Annotated in this window: 17 protein-coding genes; 5 read left to right on the forward strand and 12 right to left on the reverse strand. The window is 75.9% G+C overall.

The genetic code is table 11. The annotated features are described in order from the left end of the window. Positions 1-3 precede the first annotated feature (3 nt). The 4 genes from eutC to ACI783_RS05610 all read right to left on the reverse strand — a co-directional run bounded on the left by eutC (position 4) and on the right by ACI783_RS05610 (position 5,246). Positions 4-810, reverse strand: coding sequence for an ethanolamine ammonia-lyase subunit EutC (gene eutC, locus ACI783_RS05595; protein WP_457139520.1), 807 nt, complete (start codon positions 808-810; stop codon positions 4-6). Continuing rightward, positions 807-2,216 carry an ethanolamine ammonia-lyase subunit EutB gene (locus ACI783_RS05600; RefSeq protein WP_457139521.1) on the reverse strand — a complete coding sequence of 470 codons (1,410 nt, stop codon included), beginning with the start codon at positions 2,214-2,216 and terminating at the stop codon, positions 807-809. Before ACI783_RS05600 ends, eutC begins: the two co-directional genes overlap by 4 nt. Next, a complete protein-coding gene (gene eat / locus ACI783_RS05605) occupies positions 2,213-3,676 on the reverse strand; it encodes an ethanolamine permease (RefSeq protein WP_457139522.1) in 1,464 nt (487 codons plus the stop codon). The genes ACI783_RS05600 and eat overlap by 4 nt, the downstream gene beginning before the upstream one ends. A gap of 148 nt (positions 3,677-3,824) precedes the next feature. Beyond that, the gene (locus tag ACI783_RS05610) at positions 3,825-5,246 is read right to left on the reverse strand and encodes an MFS transporter (RefSeq protein WP_457139523.1); all 1,422 of its coding nucleotides are present in this window, start codon (positions 5,244-5,246) and stop codon (positions 3,825-3,827) included. A gap of 207 nt (positions 5,247-5,453) precedes the next feature. Between ACI783_RS05610 and ACI783_RS05615 the strand changes: the two genes are divergently transcribed. After that, entirely contained in the window at positions 5,454-6,419 is a 966-nt protein-coding gene (locus ACI783_RS05615) for a hypothetical protein (protein WP_457139524.1), read from the forward strand. A gap of 6 nt (positions 6,420-6,425) precedes the next feature. Here ACI783_RS05615 and ACI783_RS05620 read toward each other — a convergent pair whose 3' ends face one another. From ACI783_RS05620 to ACI783_RS05640, 5 genes are all read right to left on the reverse strand, one after another. Continuing rightward, the gene (locus tag ACI783_RS05620) at positions 6,426-7,040 is read right to left on the reverse strand and encodes a TIGR03086 family metal-binding protein (protein WP_457139525.1); all 615 of its coding nucleotides are present in this window, start codon (positions 7,038-7,040) and stop codon (positions 6,426-6,428) included. Then, a complete protein-coding gene (locus tag ACI783_RS05625; RefSeq protein ID WP_457139526.1) occupies positions 7,037-7,453 on the reverse strand; it encodes a hypothetical protein in 417 nt (138 codons plus the stop codon). Before ACI783_RS05625 ends, ACI783_RS05620 begins: the two co-directional genes overlap by 4 nt. A gap of 4 nt (positions 7,454-7,457) precedes the next feature. Next, entirely contained in the window at positions 7,458-7,616 is a 159-nt protein-coding gene (locus tag ACI783_RS05630; RefSeq protein WP_457080599.1) for a hypothetical protein, read from the reverse strand. Between the two features lie 33 nt (positions 7,617-7,649). Further along, positions 7,650-8,612 (reverse strand): siderophore-interacting protein, encoded by a 963-nt coding sequence (locus tag ACI783_RS05635; protein WP_457139527.1) that lies wholly within the window; start codon positions 8,610-8,612, stop codon positions 7,650-7,652. Between the two features lie 181 nt (positions 8,613-8,793). Next, the gene (locus ACI783_RS05640; RefSeq protein WP_457139528.1) at positions 8,794-12,249 is read right to left on the reverse strand and encodes a TM0106 family RecB-like putative nuclease; all 3,456 of its coding nucleotides are present in this window, start codon (positions 12,247-12,249) and stop codon (positions 8,794-8,796) included. Positions 12,250-12,377: 128 nt separating this feature from the next. On the opposite strand from ACI783_RS05640, the gene ACI783_RS05645 reads away from it, so the two are divergent. Further along, on the forward strand, positions 12,378-13,391 hold the full coding sequence (locus tag ACI783_RS05645) for a LacI family DNA-binding transcriptional regulator (RefSeq protein ID WP_457139529.1): 1,014 nt from the start codon (positions 12,378-12,380) through the stop codon (positions 13,389-13,391). A 133-nt stretch (positions 13,392-13,524) separates the two neighbouring features. On the opposite strand, the gene ACI783_RS05650 is transcribed toward ACI783_RS05645, so the two are convergent. Both ACI783_RS05650 and ACI783_RS05655 read right to left on the reverse strand, forming a co-directional pair. After that, entirely contained in the window at positions 13,525-14,742 is a 1,218-nt protein-coding gene (locus tag ACI783_RS05650; protein WP_457139530.1) for an acetyl-CoA C-acetyltransferase, read from the reverse strand. A gap of 127 nt (positions 14,743-14,869) precedes the next feature. Beyond that, positions 14,870-15,655 (reverse strand): SDR family NAD(P)-dependent oxidoreductase, encoded by a 786-nt coding sequence (locus ACI783_RS05655; RefSeq protein WP_457139531.1) that lies wholly within the window; start codon positions 15,653-15,655, stop codon positions 14,870-14,872. A gap of 118 nt (positions 15,656-15,773) precedes the next feature. On the opposite strand from ACI783_RS05655, the gene ACI783_RS05660 reads away from it, so the two are divergent. The 3 genes from ACI783_RS05660 to ACI783_RS05670 all read left to right on the forward strand — a co-directional run bounded on the left by ACI783_RS05660 (position 15,774) and on the right by ACI783_RS05670 (position 18,379). Further along, the gene (locus ACI783_RS05660) at positions 15,774-15,983 is read left to right on the forward strand and encodes a hypothetical protein (protein ID WP_457139532.1); all 210 of its coding nucleotides are present in this window, start codon (positions 15,774-15,776) and stop codon (positions 15,981-15,983) included. Between the two features lie 103 nt (positions 15,984-16,086). Continuing rightward, the gene (locus ACI783_RS05665; protein ID WP_457139533.1) at positions 16,087-17,097 is read left to right on the forward strand and encodes an alcohol dehydrogenase catalytic domain-containing protein; all 1,011 of its coding nucleotides are present in this window, start codon (positions 16,087-16,089) and stop codon (positions 17,095-17,097) included. Positions 17,098-17,128: 31 nt separating this feature from the next. Next, positions 17,129-18,379 (forward strand): MFS transporter, encoded by a 1,251-nt coding sequence (locus ACI783_RS05670; RefSeq protein ID WP_457139534.1) that lies wholly within the window; start codon positions 17,129-17,131, stop codon positions 18,377-18,379. A 3-nt stretch (positions 18,380-18,382) separates the two neighbouring features. Here the strand turns inward: ACI783_RS05670 and ACI783_RS05675 are convergent, their stop codons facing one another. Then, positions 18,383-19,282, reverse strand: a complete 900-nt coding sequence (locus ACI783_RS05675; protein WP_457139535.1) for a potassium channel family protein — start codon at positions 19,280-19,282, stop codon at positions 18,383-18,385. Between the last annotated feature and the right edge of the window lie 26 nt (positions 19,283-19,308).

A 19,308-nucleotide genomic window follows, 5' to 3' on the forward strand; every position in this document is an offset into this window, starting at 1 on the left:
CGGTCAGCCGACCCCCGGTGGCAGGGCCGCGCCCTCGTCCTTGAGGGCGACGCCGGAGGCGCCCAGCGCGCGGGCGGCGTGCAGCAGCCCGGCCAGGGTGTCGGCCGCCTCCGCGTAGCCGAGCCCGTGCGGCGGGCGGACGTTGGAGATGCAGTTGCGCTCGGAGTCGGCCCGGCCCGGCCGCGGGCCCCAGGTCAGGTAGAGGCCGAGGCTGTCGGCGGAGGAGAGCCCGGGCCGCTCCCCCACCAGCACGACCACGGCCGCCGCGCCGATCGCCGCGCCGATCGGATCGCCCAGGGCCACCCGCGCCTGGGACGCCACCACCAGCGGCGCCACCGACCAGCCGGGCAGCCGGTCGAGCACCGCCGCCACGGTGCCGGCCGCGTGGTCGTGCACCGCCCGCGGCGACAACCCGTCGGCGATCACCAGCGCCAGGTCGTGCGCGCCGCCGGGCAGCGTCGTCCCCTCCGCCAGGCGGCGGCCGAGGTCGGGGCGCTGCAGGTAGGTGGTCCGGTCGGGTGCGGCGCTGTGCACCTCCAGCACGTCCAGGTCGACGCGGGCCGCGGTCAGCGCGGCGCACAGCCGGTCGCCGTCCAGCGGGGTGTGCACGGCATCGCGGGCGGCGGCGTGCGCGGCGCGGAACTCCAGCTCCCGGGCGGTGGGCAGCGCGTCACCGGCGCGGCCCAGCGCCACCCGCGCCCGGGTCGCGTTCCGCAGCACCCCCCACGGGTCCTCAGCCTCGCCGAAATGGCCATTGTGGCGGGCCTCAGCTCCGCCGAAATGGCCATTTTGGCGGTCGGGGGTGGTCATCGGGCCGCCGCCAGCAGGGCGCGGGCGGCGGGGGCGTCGGCGGTCAGCTCCCGCACCCGGCCGGCGTCGTCGAGCAGGTCCATCCGCGCCAGCCACGCCTCGAACTCCGGCGCCGGCCGCAGGTCCAGCACCGACCGGGCGGTCAGCACGTCCTGGAACGACAGCGACTGGTAGTGCAGCATCACGTCGTCCGACCCCGGGACGGCGATGACGAAGGCGCAGCCCGCCGCGCCGAGCAGCAGGGTGAGGGTGTCGGTGTCGTCGCCGTCGACGTCGGTGTGGTTCGTGTAGCAGACGTCGACGCCCATCGGCAGGCCGAGCAGCTTGCCGCAGAAGTGGTCCTCCAGCCCGGCGCGCACCACCTGCTTGCCGTCGTAGAGGTACTCCGGGCCGATGAAGCCGACGACGGTGTTCACCAGCAGCGGCTCGAACCGCCGGGCCACCCCGTAGGCGCGGCACTCCAGGGTCTGCTGGTCGACCGGGCCGTCGACGCCGTGGTGGGCGTCGGCCGACAGCGCCGAGCCCTGGCCGGTCTCGAAGTAGGTGACGTTGCGCCCGACGGTGCCCCGGCCCAGCTCCAGCGCGCCCGCCCGGGCCTCGGCGAGCAGGTCGAGGGTGACGCCGAACCCGCGGTTGCCGGCCTGGGTGCCGGCCACCGACTGGAAGACCAGGTCCACCGGGGCGCCGGCCTCCAGCGCCCGCAGCGTCGTCGTCACGTGGGCGAGCACGCAGGACTGGGTGGGGATCTCGTAGCGGCTGATCACCGCGTCGAGCAGCTCGAGCAGCTCGACGGTCTGCGCCGGGGAGTCGGTGGCCGGGTTGATCCCGATGACCGCGTCGCCGCAGCCGTGCAGCAGTCCGTCGAGCACGCCGGCGGTGACGCCGACCGGGTCGTCGGTGGGGTGGTTGGGCTGCAGCCGGGAGGCGAGCCGCCCCGGCAGCCCCAGCGTGCTGCGCAGCCCGGTGACCACCCGGGTGCGGCGGGCGACGGCGACCAGGTCGGCGTTCCGCATCAGCTTGGACACCGCCGCGACCATCTCCGGGGTGAGGCCGCGGGCCAGGGCGGAGATCGCCGCCTCGTCCCGCTCCGCCGCGCGGGCCAGCAGCCAGTCGCGGAACTCCCCCACGGTCAGCGACGCGACGGGGGCGAAGGCAGCCGGGTCGTGGGTGTCCAGGATCAGCCGGGTGACGTCGTCCTCGTCGTAGCCGACCACCTGCTCGGTGAGGAAGGTGGCCAGCGGCAGGTCGGCCAGCACGTACTGGGCGGCGACCCGCTGCGCCGCGGACTCCGCCGCCACCCCGGCGAGCACGTCACCGGAGCGGTGCGGAGTGGCCTTGGCCAGCAGGTCGGCCAGCGAGCGGAACTCGAAGGTGCGTCCGCCCAGGGTGGTCCGGCGGACGGTCATCGCACGTCCTCCTCCGCGGCGGCCAGCAGCTCGAACTCCTCCTCGGGCGCGGAGGCGACGAGGTGGTGCCGGCTGTGGAGGGCGAAGTAGGCCAGGAAGGCGAGGAACGCGCCGAGGGTCCAGAGGGCTGCGGTGCGGTCGACGAGGAAGGTGGCGATCACCGCGGCGGCGGCCAGCACCAGGGCCACGCCGGTGGTGACCGTGCCGCCGGGTGTGCGGTAGGGCCGCGACAGGTCCGGCTCGCGGCGGCGCAGCACGATGTGGCTGACCATCATCAGCACGTAGGACACCGTGGCGCCGAAGACGGCCATGTTCAGCAGCATGGCGCCCTGCCCGGTCAGCGAGAGCAGGAAGCCGACCACGCCCGGGACGAGCAGCGCGAGCACCGGCGCCTTGCGCCCGTTGGTCACCGACAGGGCACGGGGCAGGTAGCCGGCGCGGGAGAGCGCGAAGGTCTGCCGCGAGTACGCGTAGATGATCGAGAAGAAGCTGGCGACCAGCCCGACCAGGCCGGCGTAGTTGATCACCGTGGTGAGGCCGCTGGACGCACCGGCGACCTCGAGCGCCTCCACCGGGGGATTGCCGCTGGCCGACATCGTCTGCGCGCCGCCGGCCCCGGCGGTGAACACCAGCATCAGCACGGCCAGCACCAGCAGCAGGCCCATCGCCGCGACGATGCCGCGCGGCATGGACCGGGCGGGGTCGCGGGCCTCCTCGGCGGCCAGCGGCACGCACTCGACCGCGAGGAAGAACCAGATGGCGAACGGGAAGGCCGCCCAGACGCCCATCAGGCCGAAGGGCAGGAACTCCGAGGCGCCGGCGGCGTCGGTGGGCGCGATGTCGGTGAGGTTGCCGGCGTCGAAGGCGGGCACCGCCCCGACCAGGTAGAGCACCAGCCCGGCCACGGCCACCGCGGCGATCCCCAGCATCACCTTCAGCGCCTCGCCGACGCCGAGCAGGTGGATGCCGATGAACAGCGCATAGACCACGAGGTAGACCCACCAGCCGTCGGTGATGCCGAACAGCCCCAGCGACTCCACGTAGGCACCGATGAAGGTGGCGATCGCCGCCGGGGCGATCGCGTACTCGATGAGCACCGCCACGCCGGTCGCGTAGCCACCCCAGGGGCCCAGCGCCCGGCGGGCGAAGGTGTAGCCGCCGCCGGCGGTCGGCAGCGCGGAGCCCAGTTCGGCCAGGCCGAAGACCATCGCCGAGTACATGACCGCCATCAGGACGACGGCGATCAGCAGCCCGCCGAAGCCGCCTTCGGCCAGCCCGAAGTTCCATCCGGCGTAGTCACCGGAGATGACCGCGGCGACACCGAGGCCGGCCAGCAGGACCCACCCCGCCGTCCCGCCGCGGAGCTGCCTGCGCTCGAGGTAGCCGGCGTCGACGGTCTCCGCCTCGACCCCCCGCCCGGGTCCGTGCGGTGCTCGGGCGGGTGCGGGTTCGACGGTCATCGCGGTCCTCCGGCTCGTGGCCCCCGGGTGAGGCGGGAGCCAGCGTGTTCCCCCGGCCCCCGCCGGTCAACGGGGTGCGAGAGATCGGAACACCGAGTTCACGCACGGCTCGACGGACCCGCGGCCGGACGCGATGGGCGGGCCCCGGTCAGCCGACCTCGAGCAGCCGCAGGTCGTGCACGTAGCTGCACACACCGACGTGCGCGCGGACCGCGGCCGGGCGCAGCACGCCTCCGACCGGACGCAGCACGACCGCCACCGGACGCCGCCCGAACGCCACCGGCTGCGCCCAGCCCCGCCGGGGCAGCACCGGGCGCCGCACCTGCTCGCCCTCGATGCCCAGGACGAGAACGGCAGCCAGCACCGCCACCAGCGCCACGGTGCCCAGCGCCGCGGGCAGCCCGGCGTGCTCGGCGAGGAAGCCGATCACCGGCGGGCCACCGAGCAGCCCGGTGTACCCGACCGTGGTGGACAGCGCCACGCCCGAGGGGCCGCCGAGGGCACCGGCCCGGGCGATCGCCAGCGGGAAGACGTTGGCCAGCCCGAGACCGACGACCACGAAGCCGGCCAGCGCGATCGGCAGCGACGTCGTCGTCACCGCGGCGAGGGCGCCGGCCGCGGCCAGCAGCGAGCCCCCGACCAGCAGGCGCCGCTCGCCGAGGGCGAGCACCAGCCGGCCGCCGGCCAGCCGGCCGGCGGCCATCGCGGAGGAGAAGCCGGCATACCCGGCGGCAGCGAGTGCGGGCGCGGCGGACAACTGCTCGCGCAGGTGCAGGGCACCCCAGTCGCTCAGCGCGCCCTCGCCGTACGCGGTCGCACCGGCCACCGCGCCGAGCAGCACCAGGACACCGGTCGGTCGGCGTCCGCGCGTGACGTCGGCGACGTCGGCGAGCGGGTCGGCCACCGGCTGGACGACGTCGCCGCGGACGAGCACCGGTCCGGCCCACGCCATCGCGACGAGCCCGGCGATCGCCACGGCGGCCAGGTGCGGTGCCACGCCGGTCACGGCCGAGGCCAGCCCACCGATCAGCGCACCGAGCAGCCCGCCACCGCTGAAGGCCGCGTGCAGGCCGGACAGCAGCGGCCGGCCGGCCCGCCCCTCCACCTGCACCCCGACGCTGTTGGCGGCGACGTTCACCGCACCGGTGACGGCCCCGAACAGGAGCAGCCCGGCGCACAGGGCCGGCACCGAGCCGGCCAGCCCGGGCAGGACGGCGCTGACGCTGGCGGCCACGCCGGCCAGCGCCGCCACCCGCCCGGTGCCGAACCGGGCGCACAGCCCGCCGGTGGCCTGCATGCAGGCCAGCGCGCCCAGTGAGAGGCACAGCAGCGCGACGCCCAGGGCGGTGTGGCCCGCGCCGGTGGCGGCGCTGACGTCGGGCACCCGGGCGGCCCAGCTGCCGAAGACGAAGCCGTCGAGGCCGAACAGGACCGCGACGGCGACCTGCAGCCGGCGCAGCGTGGGCGGTGCCGCGGGCGGGACGGAGGACAGCGCGGCCCGGCTCGCCGCCGAGCGCAGCAGAGCGGCGGGGGCCCGATCGCGGAGACGGGTGGGGACAGGCAGGACCATGGCAGACCTTCGGGGAGTGGACGCGCAGCACCGCGGAACGGCTGGCGGGGGTCGGGGAGCACACGACCTCGGGCGCTGTCGTCCACGGTGCCACCCGGACGGGTGCGTTGCGGGTCCTGACGTGGTGAGAGCGCCCACGCTGCCGCCCCACCGGGCCCACCCGGCCCTGCGGTTGCCGGTCACCGGATCCCCGCGCAGGGTCAGGGCATGACCGGGACCTTCACCCGCGGCCTCCTCGCCGGCGCCGCCGGGACCACCGCCCTCAACGCCGTCACCTGGCTGGACATGGCCGTGCGCGGCCGGCCGGCCAGCGACCTCCCCGACCGGACCGCCGACGCGCTGGCCCGCGCGGCCGGTACCCCGATCACCGGCAACGGCCGGGAGCGGGAGTCCCGTCGCACCGCTCTGGGTGCCCTCAGCGGGATCGCCAACGGCATGGCGCTGGGCGTCGTGTCCAGCGTCGTCCGGTCCGCCGGGGTGAGGCTGTCGTTCCCGGTGGGCGCGGTGGTCAAGGGCGCCGCGTCCAGCGCGGCCACGAACCTCCCGGTGGCCGCGCTGGGGGTCGACGACCCGACGACGTGGAGCAGCCCGGACTGGCTCGCCGACGCGCTGCCGCACCTGGCCTACGGGGCGACCGTGCAGGCGGTGGTGTCCGGGCTGCCGACCCCGCGGGAGCGCGTCCTCCCCCGGCAGCGGGCGCGCGCCGGGCTGGTGTGCCGATCGCTGCTGCTCGGGGTGGCCGCCGGAGGCCGCAGCTCGCTCGGCATCGCCGCGCCGACGCTGACCGCGCAGGACACTGGGGCGCTGAAGAAGCTCGCCTCCCTGGCGTCGGTGGGCGGGGAGGTCTACGCGGACAAGCAGCCGGGCATCCCGGCGCGCACCAGCGCGCAGGCGCTGCCGGGCCGGCTGGTGAGTGGCGCCGGTGGCGGGGCGCTGCTGGCCCGGCGGGCCGGGGCGAACGCCGCCCTGCCCGCGGCCGCCGGGATCGCCGGCGCGCTGGCCGGCTCCTACGGCGGTGTCGCCTGGCGGCGGTGGGCCGGGCGGCTGATGCCCGACTGGCAGGCCGCCGCCATCGAGGACGGCGCGGCCGTGCTGGTCGCCCTGGCCGCGTGCCTGCCGGGGCGGCGCCGCTCGACCCGGCTCAAGCAGGTGCGCATCCCCACCTGGGCCTGAGCCGGGTCAGCCCCGCCGGTCGGGGTCGCGGCCGGTCAGCGCCAGCGCGCGGTCCAGCGGGTCGGCGTCGGCCGGCACCGGGACGGCGGGCCCGTACCAGCCGCCGTCCCGGCCCATCGGCGCGAGCTGCTCGACCGCGGCGAGGGTGCTCCGGGCCAGGCCCGCCGGGACGACCAGCGGCGCGTCCACGGCTCTGGCCAGGTCCCAGCCGTGCACCACGAACTCGGTGAGCATCAGCGACCCCACGACGGCAGCGGGCAGCGGGGCGCCACCCAGCACCGTGTCGCCCTCCCACGCAGCCGGGTCGGCCCAGGCGTCGGCGGCGGCGTCGAGCTCCGGGACGATCGCCGCCGCCCACTGCTCAGGGAGCAGCCCGTCGAGGAAGGGCGCGGGCCGGCCCGGGGCCGGCGGGTCGAGCGGCATCCGGGTGGCCGACCGCTGGGCGATCAGCGCCGCCCAGGCCAGGTGGTCCAGCAGCGCGCGAACGTCGAAGTCGGCGCACGGGGTGCGGGCGGGCAGGTGCTCGGGGCGGACGGCGGCCAGCGCGGTGGCGGCCAGGTCGGCGGCGGATCGGACCGCGGCGGGTCGGTCGGTCAGGGGCCGAGCGGCGGGGTCGGTCACGGCGCCTGGTCCTGCCCGGCCGCGGAGTCTGCCGCGGCCAGCAGCCAGCCGGGGCCGGTGACCCGGGCCGCCGCCGGCAGCCGCGCGCGCAGACCTCGGTCGGCGGTCACCACGAGCAGGTCGTCGGCCTCGTCGGCGAGCTCCCCGGCGGTCGCGGCGAGCGCGTCGTCGCCGCTGCCCGCGGCGCGGACGAGCCGCAGCCCGCCCGGCGCCTCGACGTCCCGCGCCTGTCCCTCGACGACGGCGACCAACTGGGTGACGGTGACCTGCCCGCCGTCCGGTGCGTCGAGGGTCGCCGTCCGCAGCGCGGCGAGCCGGTCCAGCAGCCGGGCCGTCGCGCCGGCGCGGTCCCGCCACCAGCCGTCGGGGCGGGAGCCGAGCACGTTGGCGACGTCGACCAGCAGCACGGTCACCGGGTCAGCCCCGCCGGGACGAGCCGAGCACGGCGGTGCCGGCGGCCACGGCCAGGGCGACGACGGCGAGCCAGAACAGCCCCTTGAGCACCCAGCCGACCACGGTCAGCGCGATCCAGACGAGCACCACCAGGGCCAGCAGGAGCAGCAGGGTCCGCAGCACATCCTGACGGTAGAGCCACCGGGGCGGCTCCGCTCAGCCGCCTTCCGCCGCGCCGATCCGCCAGTAGCCCATGAACGCCACCGAGGTGCGCGGGACGCCGAGATCGCGCACCAGCCGGCGGCGCAGCTTCTTGACCATCCCGGCCTCCCCGGCGAGCCAGGCGTAGCAGCCGTCGGGGCCCGCCTCGGGGACCTCCCAGAGGATCCCGCTCTCCAGGTCGACGTCCTCGGGCTCCTGACCGGCGGTGGGCTTGGCGACGCCCAGCTCGCACAGCGCGGCGTGCACGGCCGGGCCGAGCGCCTCGCCGCGGGCGCGCCCGCCGCGGACCAGCCAGCGGACCTCCACCCCGGCCGGGACGGTGAGGGAGAGGACGTCGCCGGCGACCGGGACCTCCAGCACCGCGATCGTGCGGCGACCGGCAGGCAGCGCCTCGACGATCGCGCTGATCGCCGGGACCGCGGTCTCGTCACCGGCCAGGAAGAGCGTGCCGTCGGCCGGCGGCGCCCACTCGACACCCCAGGCGCGCCCGGTTCCCGGCCGGTCGGGGCCGAGGAGGACGATCCGGTCGCCGGGAACGGCGGCGGCGGCCCAGGAGGCGGCCGGGCCGGCGTGGCCGTCGTCGATGCCGTGCAGCGCGACGTCGACGTCCACCTCGCCCAGCTCCGGGCGGGCGTCGCGCACCGTGTAGGTGCGCAGGTGGGGCCGTCGGTCGTCGGGCAGCGCGCAGTAGTCCTGGTACCAGCCGGGCCCGTCGGTGAGCAGCTCCTCGGCGGGGGTGCCGTCGCGGGAGATGACCAGCTTGATCCGCTGGTCGGCGCCACCGACGCCGAAGCCGGTCAGCGCCGGCCCGGCCAGGGTGAGCCGCAGGAAGGTGGGGCTGAGCCGCTGGACGCGGGCGACCCGCACGGGGAAGAAGCGGTACTCGGGAGCCGCGGTCGGGGCGGAGGCCGCTGCTGAGGCAGTGCGGGCGGGACGTTCGGTCGTCGCCGTGCTCATGGTGCCCTCCCGGTTCGGCAGACCGGCGCTTCCGCGACCGGACGTTGGTGAGGTTAGCCTAACCAACCGCCCGGGGGAACCGTCTGCCCGGAACCGCTGCCCCTCGGCCCTATCCCCGCCCGGCGCTGCCCACCGTTGCACCCCGCACGGCCCGACTCGGCCCCCTCCGGGCCGCTCGCGCTCAGCGCCCCCCGGCCACCGAACGTCGCGGCGGCGACGTGCCGGTGGCGACCTCCACCAGCCGGCACAGGCCGTTGACCAGCCGGAGCTGCTCGGGGGTGTGCACCGGCGAGGTGAGCAGCGCGGGGCTGCCCACCAGGTAGGCGACGGTCTTCGCCCGGGACAGCGCGACGTTGAGCCGGTGCCGGTCGAGCAGGAACTCCAGCCGTCGCGGCACGTGGGCACCGCTGGACGCCGCCAGCGAGAACACCGTCACCGCGGCCTCACGTCCCTGGAACTTGTCGACGGTGCCGACCTCCACCCCGCCGAGCCCGGCGGCGGCCAGCGCGCTGCGCACCTGGTTGACCTGCGCGTTGTACGGCGTGACCACGAGGACGTCGGCCTGGCCCATCACCCGCTCCCGGCCGCCCGCCCGCCAGGGACGGCCCATCAGGTCACCGACCAGCTCCGCGACGACCGCGGCCTCCTCGACCGAGGCGGCGCCGTTGCCCTCGTGCGCCACGGGGATCCAGCCGATGCCGGCCGGCGCCGCCCAGCGTGGTGGCGCATCGAGCTCGTTGTCGGCGGTCACCCACGCCGGCTGGAGCTGCCCGTCGTAGGCGAGGGCGCTGACCACCGAGCACAGGGCGGGCGCCATCCGCCAGGAGCGGTCGAGGAAGACGCCGCGGTCGGCCGGGAGCACCTCGTCGGCGCCGAGCACGTGCTCGAGCGCCGAGACGTCGGCGCCGTCGGGGTGGATGCCCCGGCCGGGCTGCCGCAGCTGCTGCGGGTCACCGAGCAGCAGCAGGTTCCGGGCGGCGCGGCTGACCGCCAGGGTGTTGGCCAGCGACAGCTGACCCGCCTCGTCGACCACCAGCACGTCGAGCCGGCCGGCGAGCTCCTCGCGGGCGAACAGCCACGCGGTGCCGGCGACCAGGTCGACGTCGCCGCCGTCCAGGGCGTCGACCACCTGACCGTTGGTGCTGACGCACTGCACGTCGCGGTCGCTGCAGCGCTGCACGTCGTCGGCCTTCTGGAGCGCGCGGACCGGGGTCCCGGCCTCCCGGGCCGCGGCCATCACCGCGTCGAGCAGATTGCCGATCACCTTGTGGCTGGAGGCGGTCAGCCCGACCCGTCGGCCGGCCCGGATCAGGTCGACGACCGCCCGGGCGCCGGTGTGGGTCTTGCCCGCACCCGGCGGCCCCTGCACCGCCAGCACCCCGCCGTCGAGGGCCGCAGCCAGCCGGCGCACCGCGGCACCCGGCTCCTCCCCCGGCTCGCGCAGCCGGGTGCCGGTGACCAGCCGGGGCGGACGCCGCAGCAGCAGGTCACGGGCGGCCCGGTGCGGGCCGTCGGCGTCGATGCCGGTGGCCGCGACCTGCTCGCCCAGGCCGGCCAGCGCGGCCCGGAACAGCGCGTCGCTGGGTGGGGCGGTCGGCAGCAGGCCGGTGGGGTGCTCGGCGGCCATCGCCGTCCCGCGGGCGAGCACCACCCAGCCGGCGGTCGGGTCGACGTCGACGACCGTGCTGGTGACCCGCGAGCCGTCCGCGGCCGGCAGCAGGTGTTCGAACCGGGACCCGGCCGACACCTTCGTCTCCTGCGGCGGGAAGGCGTACCGCCAGTGCTGCGAGCGCCGCTGGGCACCGAGGAAGTCGGCGTCGGTCAGCGGCCCGAGCGCGGCGGTCTCCCGCTCGAGGTCGTCGGCGGGGAGGTCGCGCAGACGGAAGTACTCCCACCAGGCCGACCGCGCCTCCCGCGCGTGCCAGCCCAGCTGCTGGGCGAGCAGCCAGGTGGCCTCCTCCTCGGCGGTGCGCCCGACCGGCGGCAGCCCGGCGGTCAGCCGCACCTCGAGCTCCTCGCGCAGCACCTGCGCCGCGACGGCCTCGGCGGACGCGTCGGGGTCGCCGTCGGCGGGTCGGCGCAGCTCGGCGCCGGACCGGAGCAGTTCGGTGCGGCGCTCCTCCAGCCAGTCGCGCAGCTGCCGGGTGGAGACGCAGTCGTCGCGGTTGTAGTGCTCGATCTGGTCCAGCAGCCCCTGGTCCCGGGTGGCCAGCCAGCGTTCGAACGCGACGATGCTCTCCCCGGCGTCGGAGACCTCGGCACCGTGGGCGCGGGTGGAGCCCCGGTAGTAGTCCTCCAGCTGCTTGATCGAGTACGACTCCTTGCTCAGCCGCAGCCCCTGCCGGACCACCGCGTAGAGGTCGACCAGGACGTCGGCCCGCAGCAGCCGGTCGACCTCGGCCTCCCGGGTGCCCAGCCGGGCGGAGAGGGTCTTCAGCCGGGTCGGCTCGTAGGGCGCGTAGTGGTAGACGTGCATCGTCGGGTCGGCGGCGTGCGCCGCGGTCAGCTGGTCGACCAGCGCCTCGAAGGCCCGCTGCTCGGCGGCCGCGTGCTCGTTCCCGGTGGGGTCGCAGCCCCAGTGGGCGGTGAACCCGCCGGCGGTGTCGAGGACCCCCCAGAGGTACTCCAGCCCGGTCTCGCCGGCGAACGGGTCGCCCTCGATGTCGAAGAAGAGGTCACCGCTGCTCGGCGGGGGCAGCAGCTCGAACCCGCGGCCGGGCTCGCGGGGCAGGAACTCGTAGGAGGGCCGGCCGGTGTCGCGCTCGGCCACCTGGAGCCGCGCCTGCTGGGTGAGCCGCTCCCGGGAGGTGCGGCCGATCGCGTCGGGCAGTTCGTCGGGGCTGCGCTCGGCGAGGGCGCGCACCGTGACGATGCCGGCGTCGGTCAGGGCGAGGGCGTGGTCGCGGCGCATGAACGCCACCAGCGACAGGGAGTCCTCGCCGCGCCAGCGTCCGGTGCACGTCTCCCGCCACGGGCAGACGCCGCAGTGCGCGTTCGGGTAGGGCGGCGCGAGCTCGCCGTCGTCCAGCCGGGCGAGGAAGCGCTGCCGGGTGCTGCGGGTGTACGCCTCCGCGTCGGTGTAGCGGAAGACGAGCTCCTGCTGGTCGCCGGTGACGACGGTGAGCAGCTCCGGCGGGGTGCCCTGCAGGGACGCGAGCAGGTCGCCGTAGAGGGCCATCTGCAGGAGGGCGGGCACCTTGATCCGGCGGGCCAGCTTGGTGTCGGCGACGTCGTAGGCCCAGGGGCCCAGGTCGCTGACCCGGTCGGTGCGCTTGAGCAGGAAGTCGGCGTGCCCCCGCCAGGTGCCGTCGGTGAAGGTGGCCTGGTAGACGACGTCGGCGCCGGCGCGCATGGCGGCGAGCGTCTCGGCCTGCGCACGGCGCAGGGCCGCCGGGTCCTTGCCGGTGGGGGCGGCGATCTCGGCGACGGACAGCCCGCGGTCGCGCAGCCGCTGGAGGTGCCGGGCCTCGTGCTCGATGCCGTGGGCGGCGACCAGCTCGGTCATCGGGTCGACGGCGGGAGGCCGGACGCGCTCGCCGCGCGCCACCTCCAGCGAGAGCCGGGTGAGGTGCTCGCACTCCAGGAAGCCGGTCAGGTCGCTCGCGCTGACCACCAGCCCGCCGTCGATCTCGTACACCGCGCCCCCGTTCCCTCCCCCGGCGGAGGAGCTGCCGACGACGCTAGGGGCAGGGTCCGACGATCCCGTTCCGGGGCGCCTCCGGCGCTGACGGAACGATCATGAACTGGTACCTATAGTCGTGAGTCGTGTCTGCAACGTTGTCCTCCGTCGCGGCCTACGCGGGGGTCAGCACCAGCACCGCCAGCCGGGCGCTCTCCGGTCACCCCGCGGTGCTGCCCAGCACGCGGGCCCGGGTCGAGGCCGCCGCCGCCGCGCTGCAGTACCAGCCGAACCGGATGGCCAGCGCGCTGCGCACGCGGCGCTCGGGGCTGCTCGGCCTGGTGGTCAACAACCTGCGCAACGCCACGTTCCACACCATCGCGGAGACGCTGCAGAACTGGGCCGCCGGGCATGGCTACCAGGTGCTGGTCTGCACGACCGGGGGTGATCCGGCCCGCGAGGCGGCGTTCCTGCAGACGGCCCGCGCGCACCACTTCGACGGGCTCGTCGTCGCCGGTTCGGGGTCGAACACCGAGCTGGTCAACGCCCTGGTCGCCGACGGCCGGGCGGTGGTGACGATGAACCGCGAGGTGCCCGGGTCGCTGGCCCCGTCGGTGATGTCGGACTACCGCACCTCGGCCCGGCTGGGCACCGAGCACCTGCTCGGGCTCGGGCACGTCCGGATCGGGGTGGTGCAGGGCCAGCCGGAGGTCACCTCCGGGAGGCTCAGCGACGCCGGCTTCCGGGAGGCGATGGCCGCGGCAGGCGTTCCGGTCGACCCGGAGCTGGTCGCCCGCGGGCCGTTCGTCGCCGGCTTCGGCCAGGACGCGGCGGCGGCGCTGCTCGGGCTCGCCACGCCTCCCACGGCGCTGCTGGTCAGCAACCACGAGGCGTCCCTGGGCGTGCTGCAGGCGGTCACCGCCGCCGGTGTCCGGGTGCCGGACCAGCTCTCGGTGATCGGCACCGAGGACGAGCCCTCGTGGGCGTGGTGGAGCCCGCCCATCACCACGGTCGACAACCGGGCCGACCTGCTCGCGGAGCGGGCGGCGGCCGTGCTGCTGGCCCAGCTGACCGGCACCGAGAGCGCCTATCCGGTGAGCCGCGAGGAGCTCGTCGAGCCGGTGCTGGTCGAGCGCGCCTCCACGGCACCGCCCCGCTGACCGCGCGTCGCGACGACGGCCACGCTGCGGTGCCCCCGGCGGTCAGTAGTCGCTGACCGCCGCGGAGCCGAACCCGAGCAGGGCGGACAGCCACGCGGCTGCCCTCCCTGCCCGGCTCATGGCCCGGTGCGGCTCAGCTCACCCGCTCGAAGACGGCGGCCAGCCCCTGCCCGCCGCCGATGCACATCGTCTCCAGGCCGTAGCGGGCCTCGCGCCGGCGCATCTCGTGGGCCAGGGTGGCGAGGATGCGGGCGCCGGTGGCGCCGACCGGGTGGCCCAGGGAGATGCCCGAGCCGTTGACGTTGACCCGCTCGCGGTCGTCGGCCCCCAGACCCCAGGCCTGCAGGCAGGCCAGCACCTGGCTGGCGAACGCCTCGTTGAGCTCGATCAGGTCCAGATCGGCCAGCGTCAGACCGGTCCGCTCCAGGACGGCGGCGGTCGCCGGGACCGGGCCGATGCCCATCGTCTCCGGCGGCACCCCGGCCACCGACCAGCCGACCAGCCGGACGAACGGCTCCCAGCCCCGCCGGTCGGCCTCGGCCCGGGTGGTGACGACGCACGCCGCGGCGCCGTCGTTCTGCCCGGAGGCGTTGCCGGCGGTGACCGTCGCCTCGGGGTCGACCCGGCCCATCACCGGCCGGAGCTTCGCCAGGTCCTCCATGGTCGTGTCCGGCCGCGGGTGCTCGTCCTCGAGAACGACGCGGGCGGGGGTCTTCCGCGTGCCGGGGACCTCGACGCCGATGATCTCGTCCTTGAACCGGCCCTCGCGGATCGCGGCGCCGGCGGCCTGCTGCGAGCGGAGCGCCCACGCGTCCTGCTCGAGCCGGTCGATGCCGTGTTCGCGGCGCACGTTCTCCGCGGTCTCCAGCATGCCGCCGGGCACCGGGTGGTCGACGCCGCCCGCGGTCTCGCGGGCGCGGGCCAGGCGGTCGTGCAGCATCACGCCGTCCCCCTTCGCGCCGGTGCGCAGCCCGAGTGCGTAGTGCTCGACGTTGCTCATCGACTCCACGCCGCCGGCGATGACGACCGTCCCGGCGCCCGAGGCCACCTGCATGGCCGCGTAGATGACCGCCTGGAGCCCGGAGCCGCAGCGCCGGTCGATCTGCAGCCCGGGCACCTGGACGCCGAGGCCCGCGTCGAGGGCGGCGATGCGGCCGATGGCCGGGTTCTCGCCGCTGGGGTTGCAGTGGCCGAGCACGACGTCGTCGACCTCGCCCTCGGCCAGGCCGGTCCGCTCGGCGAGGGCCCGCAGGGTGGTGGCGGCGAGCTGGTTGGCGCTCAGGCCGGCGAACACCCCGCCCATGCGGCCGACGGGCGTGCGCACCGGGGAACAGATGACGACGTCGTCCATGCACTCACTGTGCCAGCCCTCCCCCGCTCCGGCGCTGCGGTGGCGTCCGCTGGGCGGAAGCCCGAACCGGACGACGCCCCTGCCGGCGGACCGGGAGGGGCGTCGTGCGGAGCGGTCGAGCGGGAGGTCAGTCGCGCGGCTTCGCCATCGCCTCGTGGGCGGAGGTCTTGAAGGCATCCGGCAGGACCTTGTTCATCGCGCCCTGCGCCTTGGTCATCAGCGAGGCGGCGACGACCTGCTTCTCCCCCTTCATCATCGCCTCGAAGCCCTGCTCGGCGACCTCGGCCGCACCGTCCTTCGGGCCCTTGCCCATCGCGGTGTCCTCCAGGTCGGCACGACGGAAGAAGTCGGTGTCCGTGGGGCCGGGCATCAGCGAGGTGACGGTGACGGCGGAGTCCTTGAGCTCCTGCTGCACGGCCTCGGTCAGCGACTGCACGAAGGACTTCGACGCGTTGTAGACCGGCTGGTAGGCCCCGGGCATGGTCGAGGCGATCGAGGAGGTCACCAGCACCCGGCCCTCGTTGCGGCCGGTCATCTCGACCAGCACCAGCTTCAGCAGCGCGGCGGTGGAGACGACGTTGAGCTGCATGACCTCGAGGTCGTCGGCCCAGTCGGTGTCGACGAAGGCGCCACCACGGCCGACGCCGGCGTTGAGCGCGGCAGCGTGCAGCGGCCGCCCGAGGCCCTGCACCCGGCTCCACAGCTGGGCGACGCCCTCCGGGGTGCGCAGGTCGGCCTGGACGGGGATCACCTCGGTGCCCCCGGCGCGCACCTTCGCGGCGGCGGTGTCGATGGTGTGGTCCTCGGCGTTCACCACGACGTCGTAGCCGTGCTGGGCGAACTGCTTGGCGAGCTCCAGCCCGATGCCGCTGGAGGCACCGGTGACCAGGGCGAGCGGCTTGGTCTCAGTCATGGCGTGCACGTACCCGGTCCCGCGGAACGGAACCGTGCGCGGGGCGGCGCACGGGAGCGGCCGGTGAGCACCGCGGAGCCGGCGGTCCGTCCGGCATGCCACCCGGCACACTCGACCGGTGACCGACACGACGAACCCGGTGATCTGCTCGGGCAAGGGCTGCACCGACCAGGCCCGCTGGCGGCTGGTCTGGAACAACCCGAAGCTGCACACCCCGGACCGGGAGAAGGTCTGGACGGCGTGCGACGACCACCGGGAGCCGCTCTCGCATCACCTGGCCATCCGCTCGTTCCTCCGCCGCGTCGAGCCGCTGGAGGACGCCGGGTAGGTTCTCCGCTGCACACGGGAGCCCGGGCGCGGGCTGAGACGGCGGACGACCCCCGCCGACCGTCCAACCTGATCCGGTTCGCACCGGCGGAGGGAGCTGCCCGATGCTCGCTGCCCGTTTCCACGCGGCGCACCAGCCACTGGCCCTGGACGACGTCCCGGTGCCCGAACCCGGCCCGGACGAGGTGCGCGTGCGCATCGGCGCCGCCGGCGTCTGCGGCACCGAACTGCACTTCACCGACGGGCTCTACGAGCCGGCGAAGACGCCGATGACGCTGGGCCACGAGGCCGCCGGCACGGTCCAGGCGGTCGGCTCCGCGGTCACCGGCTGGGCCCCGGGCGACCGGGTGGCCGTCTACTACTACCTCTTCTGCGGCGCGTGCCGCTGGTGCCTGCGGGGACGGCAGAACCTCTGCCTGGCCCCGCGCGGGGTGCTCGCCTTCGCCGCGGACGGCGCCTTCGCCGAGCAGCTCGTCGTCCCCGCGCACTGCCTGGTGCGACTGCCCGACGAGCTGTCGTTCGAGCAGGCCGCCCCGCTGTGCTGCGCCGGCACCACGGCCGTGCACGCGCTGACCGAGGCCGCCGTGGAACCCGGTGACCTGCTGGTCGTCATGGGCAGCGGCGGGGTCGGGCTGGCCACGGTGCAGGAGGCCCGCCGTCGGGGCGCGACCGTCGTCGCGGTCAGCCGGGACGACGCCCGGCGCGCCGCCGCGCGCGCGGCCGGGGCGACGGCGGCGGTGGCCCCCGCCGAGCTGGCCGACACCGTGGCGCGGCTGTCCGGGGGCCAGGGCGCCGACGTCGTCGTGGAGCTGGCCGGCGTCACCGCCACGCTGGAGCTGTCCACCGCCGTGCTCGGCCGGCGCGGCCGGCTGGCCCTGGTCGGGTACAGCGCCGACTCCCTCACCGTCAGCCCGCTGGCGATGGTCGTCGCCGAGCAGCGGGTCGTCTCCAGCGTGGGCAACACCCTCGCCGAGCTGGAGCAGGCCGTGGCCCTCGCCGCGGCCGGCCAGCTCGCTCCCCCGGTGGCCGGGACGCTGCCGCTGAGCCAGGTCAACGACGCGCTCGACCGGCTCCGCACCGGCGACGTCGCCGGCCGACTGGTGCTCACGCCGTAACGCCCGCGGGGCCGTGTCAGGATCGCTCCTCGTGCGACGCCACCGCGGGGAGACCGCACTGCCCCGCGAGGTCGGCGTGCTCGCCGTCGTCGCCTTCGTCGTCGCGCTCGGCTTCGGCGTGGTCGCGCCGGCGATCCCGCTGTTCGCCCGCTCCTACGGCGTCGGCACGACGGCGGTCGGCTTCGCGATCAGCGCCTTCGCCTTCTTCCGGTTCGTCTCAGCGTTCGCCGGTGGCTCGCTGGTCGAGCGGATCGGGGAGCGGGTGGTGCTGGCGGCCGGGCTGCTGATCGTCGCGGTCACCACCGGCGCGGCCGGGCTCGCCGGGAGCTACCCGGTGTTCGTGGCGCTGCGCGCGGCCGGCGGCGTGGGCAGCGCGATGTTCACCGTGGCCGCGCTGTCGCTGCTGCTGCGCACCGCACCCGCGGCGCAGCGCGGCCGGGCCGCCGCCACCTACCAGGGCGGCTTCATCCTCGGCGGCATCGCCGGTCCGGGCGCCGGCGGCTTCCTCGCCGAGATCTCCCCGCGGCTGCCGTTCTTCGTCTACGCCGGCTTCCTGCTGGTCGCCGGGGCGGTCGCCCTGGTGCTGCTCCGGGCCCCGCGGCGCCCGGTGCCCGACTCCCCGGCCGAGGCGGTGTCCCCGGGCGTGGACCAGGGCGGCGGCGCCGACACGGCCACCGTCCCCGGCACCGAGGCGGCCGGCGGCGGCCTCCGGTCAGCCCTGCGGTCGCGCGCCTACCTGGCCGCGCTGGCGGCCAACCTCGGTGTCGGCTGGGTGCTGTTCGGGGTGCGCAACTCGCTGGTCCCGCTGTACGTGACCGAGGAGCTCGGCAAGACGGTCGCCTGGGCCGGGGCGGGGCTGCTGGCCGGGTCGGTCGCCCAGGCGGTCGGCCTGCTGCGCGCCGGAGCGCTGGCCGACCGCTGGGGCCGTCGCCCGTCGCTGGTGCTCGGCGCGGCGCTGGCCACCGCGTCCCTCGCCGTCCTGGTGCTGCCACCGGCGACCGGGCTGTTCCTGCTGTCCATGGCGAGCTTCGGGCTGGCCGCCTCGCTGCTGGCGAGCGTGCCGGCCGCGGTGGTGGGCGACGTCAGCCCCGCGCGCAGCGGCCGGGTGGTCGCGGTGTTCCAGATGGTCTCCGACCTGGGCGCGGTCTGCGGGCCACTGGTCGCCGGCTGGCTCACCGACGCCCTCTCCTACCAGTGGGCCTTCGGGGTGAGCACCGCGGTGCTGGGCCTCGGCCTGGTGATGGCGCTGGCGATGCCGCGCACCATCCGCCCGGTGAGCTGAGGCTCACCCCGGTCGCACCACGTGGTGTCCGTGGTCGGCGGCGTACGCCTCGAGCGTCGCGGCCACCCCGTTCCCCCGCTGGATGAACTGGTCGTCGAGGACCCGGGCGTAGTCGGCCACGGCGTTCCCCAGCAGCTCACCGGCGAACCGGACGTCCTGCCGCGCCGAGGTCCGGGACGCCTCGTACAGGGTCACCGCGGTGCCGAGCATCGCCGCCAGCGACGCCTCCTCCGCGCCGTCCCGGAAGTAGTAGGTCTCCGAGTACTGGGTGAGGTCGACCCGGATCTGCACCAGGTCGCCGGCCAGGTCGGCGAGCAGTGACGCGGCGAGCTGACCCTGCGGGTCGCCGAACAGCCGGTCGATCGAGGTGAGCCGCAAGCCGGACAGGCGCAGCGCGAGCACCCGCCGCCGGACCAGCGCCGGGTAGATCTGCAGCACCCAGGTCACCGACGCGGTGAGCAGCGCGAAGCCGATGAGCGCCTGCAGGGGCACGACGATCCTCAGCCAGGACGCCGAGGGGACGATGTCGCCGAACCCGAGGGTCGCCAGCGTGACCATCGAGACGTAGAAGGCATCCAGCCATCCGGCCCGACCGTCCGGGTCGAGTTCGCCGCCCAGCAGGAAGCCGTCGGTCAGGTGCGGCCAGTAGACCAGTGAGCAGCCGAGCACGACGGCCAGCACCCACGCGACGATCACCAGCACCATCGCCGTCGGCCCGGCCAGCATTCCGGTGCCGGCATGCCGGCGCCGCCACCGCGACAGCCGCCAGACCCCGGACGCCACTCTGCTGCTGAGCCCGCCGCTGCCGGTCGGGTGCCAGAGGGTGTGGAACACGTCCCGCAGCGCCGCCAGGACGACCAGTGCGCCGATGGCGGTCACGACCCAGCTCAGCGCCCCGTCCACCCGGTCCAGCCTGCCAGCCGTGGGCC

Source organism: Modestobacter sp. SYSU DS0511 (assembly GCF_054050755.1).